The sequence below is a fragment of the Myceligenerans halotolerans genome, from assembly GCF_054782975.1.
The window spans coordinates 192,639-199,472 of the sequence record NZ_BAAGRL010000007.1 but is presented as its reverse complement, the minus strand read 5'-3'; the positions used below and the strand labels follow the sequence as shown (position 1 = coordinate 199,472).

The following is a 6,834-nucleotide window of genomic DNA, read 5'->3' as shown; positions in this document are numbered from 1 at the left end:
AGGGCATCGGCCCCATCCCCGCCGACGCGGCCGCCCGCATCGCCACCGACGCCACCTGGCGACGCCTCCTGACCGACCCAGCCACCGGCATCCTGACCGACTACTCCACCCGCACGTACACCCCGGGCATCACGCTGCGGGCCGCGGTGGCGACCCGCGACCAGACCTGCCGATTCCCCGGCTGCCACCGGCCCGCCACCACCGGCGGGCGCACCGCAGCCGACCTGGACCACATCCAGCCCTTCGACCCCGACCACCGCTACCGGCCCGGCGAGCCCGGCCAGACCCGCGCCGGCAATCTGCACACCCTCTGCAGAAAGCACCATAACCTCAAAACCCATGCCAACTGGCATGTCGTCCGCGATCCTGACACCGGGATCACGCGCTGGGTCGCGCCCACCGGCACGACGGCCGTCGTCGAGCCCACCATCGTGGACCCCACCATCCGCTACGCCCTGGCCCAGGGCATGACACTCGCCGAGCCGCGCGAGGCAGCCGAGCCGCCCGAGCCACCCCCGACACCTGGATCGGGCTCGCCTCCGTTCTGATCATCGCTGTGGCCGCCGGTCGGTCCGGGTCGTCGTCCGGCCCGGGCCGGCCTGTGGCGCGTGCGTTAGATCCCTGTAAGAACCGCATAACGAGGCCGTAAGGGTCATCCGGGCGCCTGGAGCCATAGCGTCGGTCGTATGAAGATCACCCGGAGCCGCCGCGTCGCGGCCGTTGCCCTGTCCGCTCTCACCGCCGCTACCCTGCTGGCCGGCTGCAACGACTCCGAGCCCGCCGAGGACGACATGTCCCCGACGAGCACGGAGGAGATGACCGACGAGGAGATGACCGACGAAGAGATGTCCGACGAAGAGATGTCGGATGAAGAGATGTCCGACGAAGACATGTCGGACGAAGACATGGAGGGTGAGGACTCCATGGACGAGGAGGAGTCGATGGACGAGGAGTCCATGGACGACGAAGACTCGATGGACGACGAACACATGGACGAGGACGAGGACTCCATGGACGAGAACATGGAGGACGAGGACTCGATGGACGACGACAGCTGACATTTCCTGTCGCCGCGGACGATGCCCCGGCCGGACGCCAGGCAGCCGGCCTGTCGTGCGGTTCGTCAAGGGCCAGGGTCAGGCTCCCGCCAGGCATGGTGTGCCGGGCGGGAGTCCCGCCGCACCGCGCCCCGCCCCCGCGTGCGTTCGGCCACGGTCCAGGCAATCAGGACGACGAGCGCGGTGAGACCGAGAACCTTCCACAGCACTCCGATGAGCAGTGCGGCGGCGTGCTCACCGAACCGGGTGATGAGCCGGGGGAGCAGGAACCCCGTCCAGCCGATCTCCTCGAGCAGCCCGCCGACGGCATAGGCGACGAGCAGCAGGAGAAGTGTGCCTGGAGCGGGCAGGTCCCGCTCCATGACCAGCGACGTTACAGTGCAACTGTGAACCCGTTGCCAGAATCACAGCCGCGCCGCCGAGTCGGCGCCGGGCCCAAGGTCCTCACGTTCTCCGGCATCGCGCTCCTCCTGGTGGCGATCGCCGCGGGCGTGGCCGCCGTGCTGCTGTTCGTCCGGGTGGTCCCGCTCGATCTCGTGACGGCGTCGGGCGAGCCGGGGCCGGGAGCGCTGGGCGCGGTGGACGTGCCGGGCTCGGCGACCGTGGACCTGCCCGACGACGGGATCTACTCCGTCTGGGAGGTGGGCCCGGACCCGGTGTCCCAGGGCATGTCGGCCGAGGACGTCACCGTCACGGTCGCCGGCGACGACGCCGGTACGTCGCTCGCCGTCGGCCGGCCGGAGATGTCGGGGCAGATCAGCGTCGGCGGGCTCCACGGGCGCCTGCTCGCGCAGTTCGAGAGCGAGGCCGAGACGGTGGACCTTTCCGCGGGAGATCCCGGCGTGCCCGACGGTACCTACCTGGTCGTCGCCAGGGGCCAGGACTTCGGCGGCTTCTTCACCGGCGTCGGCGGGACGATCGGCGCCTGGTTCGTCGCGATCGGTGGCGGGATGCTCGGCTTCGCCATGACGATCGGCGGCGTCATCTGGTGGGTCGTCCGCCGCAACTCCGCCCGCCCGCCGGCCCAGGCTCCGCCGACGACTGGCCCGGCCCGCGCCACCCCGTAACCTGAACGGATGAACTCACCCGAGGCCCTCGCGGCGGCGCTGGGGGAGGCGGGCTACCTCGCGGACGAGGATCTCGCCACCGTCACGCACCTTGCCCGGGTCATGGAGCGCCCGCTGCTCCTGGAGGGCGAGCCGGGCACCGGCAAGACGGCGCTCGCCGAGGCGCTGGCCCAGGTCACCGACGCGCCCCTGATCCGGCTGCAGTGCTACGAGGGCATCGACGCCACGCAGGCGCTGTACGACTGGGACTTCGGCCGCCAGATCCTGCACCTGCGGACATTGGAGGCGGCAGCGGCGTCGTCGTCGGACAGGGGTGCCCTGGAGGTCGAGACCACCGAGCGTTCCCTGTTCGACGAGCGCTTCCTCCTGGCCCGGCCCGTCCTCCAGGCGCTGCGGACCACCCCGTCCGTGCTGCTCGTGGACGAGGTCGATCGCGCCGACGACGAGTTCGAGGCCTTCCTCCTGGAAGTCCTGTCGGGCTGGACGGTCACCATCCCGGAACTGGGCACGATCCGCGCGACGACGCCGCCCGCCGTCGTCCTCACCTCGAACCGCACCCGCGAGCTGCACGACGCCCTGAAGCGCCGCTGCCTCTACCACTGGATCGACCACCCGGGCCTGGAGCGCGAGGTAGCGATCGTGCGGGCGCGCCTGCCCGAGGTCGCCGAGGCCCTCGCCCGCCAGGTCGCCGGCTGCGTCCAGCGCCTGCGTGCGGAGCCGCTGCTCAAGCCGCCGGGGGTCGCCGAGACGCTCGACTGGGCCCGCGCCCTGGAACGCCTCGGCGCCGCGACGCTCGACCTCGACTCCGCCTCCCGCACGCTCGGCGCGGTGGTCAAGTACCGCGAGGACACCATCCGCGCCCGCGAGGCGCTCACGAGAATCCTGGCGGCGTGATGCGGGACGACGACGGTCGCCGGGAGCGTGTCCCGTGAGCGGCGAGCGGGTGCTGCTCGGGTTCGCCCGGGCGCTGCGGGCGGCCGGGGTAGAAGTCACGCACGACCGGGCGACCATGTTCTTGCAGGCCACCGCTGTGCTCGGCGCCGGAAGCGCCGTCGCGACCTATCGCGCCGGGCGGGCGACGCTCTGCGCCGGGCCCGACGACCTGGCCCGGTTCGACCAGGTGTTCGCCGCATGGTTCGGGGCCTCGACGGTCGGGCTGCCGGTGCCGCGCGGCGGGGCCACCGCCGGACCTGCCCACCACGGCTCCCCGGACGCCGCCGCCGAGGCCGCCTCCGCCACGGTGCTCCCGTCAGGCCAGGGCTCCCAGGCCCCCGGCCCCCGCGAGCCCGGTCCGCGAGAAGACCCGCGGCAGCCCGGCGATGTCGTCCCCCTGCTCGCCGACGACCGGGAGGTGCTCCGCCACCGCGACATCGCCGTCCTCACCGAGGCGGAGCGCCGCATTCTCGCCGCGCAGATCGCGGCCCTGAACCCGCGCCCGCCGCTGCGCCGCGCCGCCCGCGCCGTCCCGTGGCGCCGCGGCCGCCCGGACCTGCACCGCACGCTGCGCGCCACCCTGCGCCGGGCGGGCGAGCCGGCCCGGGTCGAACGCCGGCGCCGGGCTCGCACGCCACGCCGCGTGGTACTGCTGGTCGACGTGTCGGGCTCGATGCGCTCCTACGCGGAGGCGCTGCTGCGGCGGGCGCTCGCCGTCGTGCGGTCGGCTGGGTCGGGCCGCCGCGCCGAGGCGTTCACCCTCGGCACCCGCCTCACCCGCGTCACCGACGCCCTGCGCACCGCCGACCCGGAGCGCGCGCTGGCCCGCGCCGGGGACCTCGTCCCCGACTGGGCGGGCGGCACCCGGCTCGCCGAGGCGCTCGCCACGCTGATGGACCGGCACGGCGCGCGGCTGCGCGGGTCCGTCGTCGTGGTCTGCAGCGACGGCTGGGAACGCGGCGACGCCGCGGACCTGGCCGACCGCGCCGCCCGGCTGCACCGCCTGGCCCGCGCGGTCGTCTGGGTGAACCCGCATCGCGGCAAGGACGGCTACCGGCCGGTGCAGGCGGGGATCGTTGCCGTCCTGCCGCACGTGGACCACTTCCTCGCGGGGCACTCCCTGGGTACGTTCGAAGAGGCGCTGGAGGTGATCGCACGTGCGTGACGTGCTGGACGAACTGCTGGCCTGGTGGCGGCAGGGCCGGCCGGTCGGGATGGGCACCGTCGTGGCCACGTTCCGGTCCGCGCCGCGCCCGCCCGGCGCGGCGATGCTGGTCGGACCGGGGGACGACGGCGCGCCGCCCGTCGCGGTGGGCTCGGTCTCCGGCGGCTGCGTGGAGGGCGCGGTGTTCGACCTCGCGAGCGAGGTGACCGGCACCGGCAGGCCGGTGCTGGAGCGGTACGGCATCTCCGACGACGACGCGTTCGCCGTCGGCCTGACCTGCGGCGGGATCCTGGACGTGTTCGTGGAACGGGTGGACCGGGAGACCTTCCCGGACCTGGACGAGGTGGCGGAGGACATCGCCGCGGGCCGTCCGGTGGCGGTCGCCACCGTGGTGGAGCATCCGGACGAGCGGGTGGTGGGGCGTCGTCTCGTGGTCCGGCGGGGTGGTGGTCGCGTGGTGGCGGGTTCGGGTTCGGGTCCTGGTCCGGTGGTGGTGGACGACGGTGCGGCTGCGGCCTCGCGGGTGTCCGGGAGCCTGGGGACGGCGCGCCTGACCGATGCCGTGGCCGACGACGCCCTCGGCCTGCTGGCCGGCGGGCTCAGCGAGACCCTCGGCTACGGCCCGGACGGCGAGCGCCGCGGCGAGGGCTGCCGCGTGTTCGTGTCCTCCTACGCGCCCCGCCCGCGGATGCTGGTGTTCGGTGCGATCGACTTCGCGGCGGCGACGGCGCGGGTCGGGTCGTTCCTCGGTTACCGGGTGACGGTGTGCGACGCGCGACCGGTGTTCGCGACGGCGTCGCGCTTCCCGGACGCGGACGAGGTGGTGACCGACTGGCCCCATCGCTACCTCGCGGCGGAGGCGGCCGCGGGCCGGATCGACGGCCGGACCGTGGTCTGCGTGCTCACGCACGACCCGAAGTTCGACGTGCCGGTCCTGGACCAGGCGCTGCGCCTCGAGGTGGCCTACGTGGGCGCGATGGGTTCGCGCCGCACGCACGACGACCGTCTCGCCCGGCTCCGCGAGGCCGGCGTGCCCGACGACGTCCTGGCGCGCCTGCACAGCCCGATCGGCCTCGACCTGGGCGCCCGCACCCCGGAGGAGACGGCCGTCAGCATCGCCGCGGAGATCGTCTCGGCCCGCTGGGGCGGCTCGGGCGAACCCCTCACGGCGACCGAGGGGCGCATCCATCGCTGACGGACGGCGCATCCTGACGGACCGGCGCATCCGTCACTAGGGTGCCCACCATGACGTCGTCGTCCCTCTTCCGGCCGCCCGTGACCCACCGACCCGACCCCTCGCTCGCGCACCGCCGCGCGGACGCCCGCCTCACCCTGCAGGGTCCTGGCGGGGAGCCCCTGGCCGGCGTGGACGTCGTCGTACGACAGACGCGGCACGCGTTCTGGTTCGGGTGCATCGGGTTCGACCTGATGGACCTCGGAGGTGGCGACTCGCGCGACCCCGCGTACGACCAGCGCCTCGCCGACGCCTGGCTGGACGTCTTCAACCAGGCCACACTCCCGTTCTACTGGGGCACGTTCGAGCCGGTGCGGGGCGCGCCGCGCACCGCCCGGCTGCGCCGGGCCGCCGAGTGGTTCGCGGAGCGCGGTGTCGTGGTCAAGGGGCACCCGCTCGTGTGGCACACGGTCCAGCCGGGATGGCTGCTCGACGTCGCCCGCGGGGACGGCGACGCGGTGACGGACGCCGGCCTGGCCGAGGTGGAGCGGCTGCAGCGCGAGCGCATCCGGCGCGACGTCGCGGGGCTCGCGGGCGTGATCGACACCTGGGACGCGATCAACGAGGTGGTGATCATGCCGGTCTTCACCGCCGAGGACAACGCGATCACGCCGCTCGCCCGCGCGCGCGGGCGGGTGGAGATGATCCGGATGGCCTTCGAGGAGGCGCGGGCCGTCAACCCGTCCGCGACCCTCCTGCTGAACGATTTCGACATGTCGACGGCGTACGAGTGCCTCATCGAGGCCGTGCTGGAGGCGGGCATCCGGATCGACCGCCTCGGCCTGCAGTCCCACATGCACCAGGGCTGGTGGGGCGAGGAGAAGACGCTCCGCGTGCTGGACCGCTTCGGCCGGTACGGCATACCGATCCACTTCACCGAGACCACACTGCTGTCGGGCGACCTGATGCCGGAGCACATCGTGGACCTCAACGACTGGCAGGTCGGCGAGTGGCCGAGCACGGCCGAGGGTGAGGCCCGGCAGGCCGACGAACTGGAGGCGCACCTGCGGCTGCTGCTCGCCCACCCGGGCGTGGAGGCGTTCACCTACTGGGGCCTGAGCGACCGCGGCATGTGGCTGAACGCGCCCGGCGGCCTGCTGCGCGCGGACGGCTCGCCCAAACCGGCCTACGACCGCCTCCGCGACCTGGTCAAGGGCGAGTGGTGGCTGGCGCCCACCACCCTGCGCACGGACGCCGAGGGCCGCGTGGACGTGACGGGTCTGCTCGGCGACTACGAGGTCGCGCTGCCCGGCGCGCCGGACGGAACGCACCTCTCCTTCACCCTGGACACCCCCGGACGCGGGGAGCAGACTCTGCGGTTCTCCTGAGCCGCTGCTGTGGCGGAGGGCGGCGGCCCCGGCGTACCGTGATGCCTGT

General features: G+C 73.7%; 8 protein-coding genes. 7 read left to right on the top strand and 1 reads right to left on the bottom strand.

Translation table 11 applies throughout. The features are described from left to right. Both ACYVK5_RS07285 and ACYVK5_RS07280 read left to right on the top strand, forming a co-directional pair. Positions 1 to 548: HNH endonuclease signature motif containing protein (locus tag ACYVK5_RS07285; RefSeq protein ID WP_460703335.1), on the top strand; the 548-nt coding region annotated here is incomplete at its 5' end. Between the two features lie 138 nt (positions 549 to 686). Beyond that, entirely contained in the window at positions 687 to 1,058 is a 372-nt protein-coding gene (locus ACYVK5_RS07280) for a hypothetical protein (protein ID WP_460703333.1), read from the top strand. A 65-nt stretch (positions 1,059 to 1,123) separates the two neighbouring features. Here ACYVK5_RS07280 and ACYVK5_RS07275 read toward each other — a convergent pair whose 3' ends face one another. Further along, entirely contained in the window at positions 1,124 to 1,420 is a 297-nt protein-coding gene (locus ACYVK5_RS07275) for a CPBP family intramembrane glutamic endopeptidase (protein ID WP_460703331.1), read from the bottom strand. 24 nt (positions 1,421 to 1,444) lie between these two features. On the opposite strand from ACYVK5_RS07275, the gene ACYVK5_RS07270 reads away from it, so the two are divergent. Genes ACYVK5_RS07270 through ACYVK5_RS07250 form a run of 5 tightly spaced genes read left to right on the top strand, consistent with a single transcriptional unit; the run spans position 1,445 to position 6,785 of the window. Then, the gene (locus ACYVK5_RS07270) at positions 1,445 to 2,125 is read left to right on the top strand and encodes a hypothetical protein (RefSeq protein WP_460703329.1); all 681 of its coding nucleotides are present in this window, start codon (positions 1,445 to 1,447) and stop codon (positions 2,123 to 2,125) included. 9 nt (positions 2,126 to 2,134) lie between these two features. Beyond that, complete coding sequence (locus ACYVK5_RS07265) at positions 2,135 to 3,019, top strand: AAA family ATPase (RefSeq protein WP_460703328.1); 885 nt, start codon at positions 2,135 to 2,137, stop codon at positions 3,017 to 3,019. Between the two features lie 34 nt (positions 3,020 to 3,053). Then, positions 3,054 to 4,223 (top strand): vWA domain-containing protein, encoded by a 1,170-nt coding sequence (locus ACYVK5_RS07260; RefSeq protein ID WP_460703326.1) that lies wholly within the window; start codon positions 3,054 to 3,056, stop codon positions 4,221 to 4,223. Then, positions 4,216 to 5,418, top strand: coding sequence for an XdhC family protein (locus ACYVK5_RS07255; protein ID WP_460703324.1), 1,203 nt, complete (start codon positions 4,216 to 4,218; stop codon positions 5,416 to 5,418). Before ACYVK5_RS07260 ends, ACYVK5_RS07255 begins: the two co-directional genes overlap by 8 nt. A 50-nt stretch (positions 5,419 to 5,468) precedes the next feature. Then, a complete protein-coding gene (locus ACYVK5_RS07250) occupies positions 5,469 to 6,785 on the top strand; it encodes an endo-1,4-beta-xylanase (protein ID WP_460703322.1) in 1,317 nt (438 codons plus the stop codon). Positions 6,786 to 6,834 lie beyond the last annotated feature (49 nt).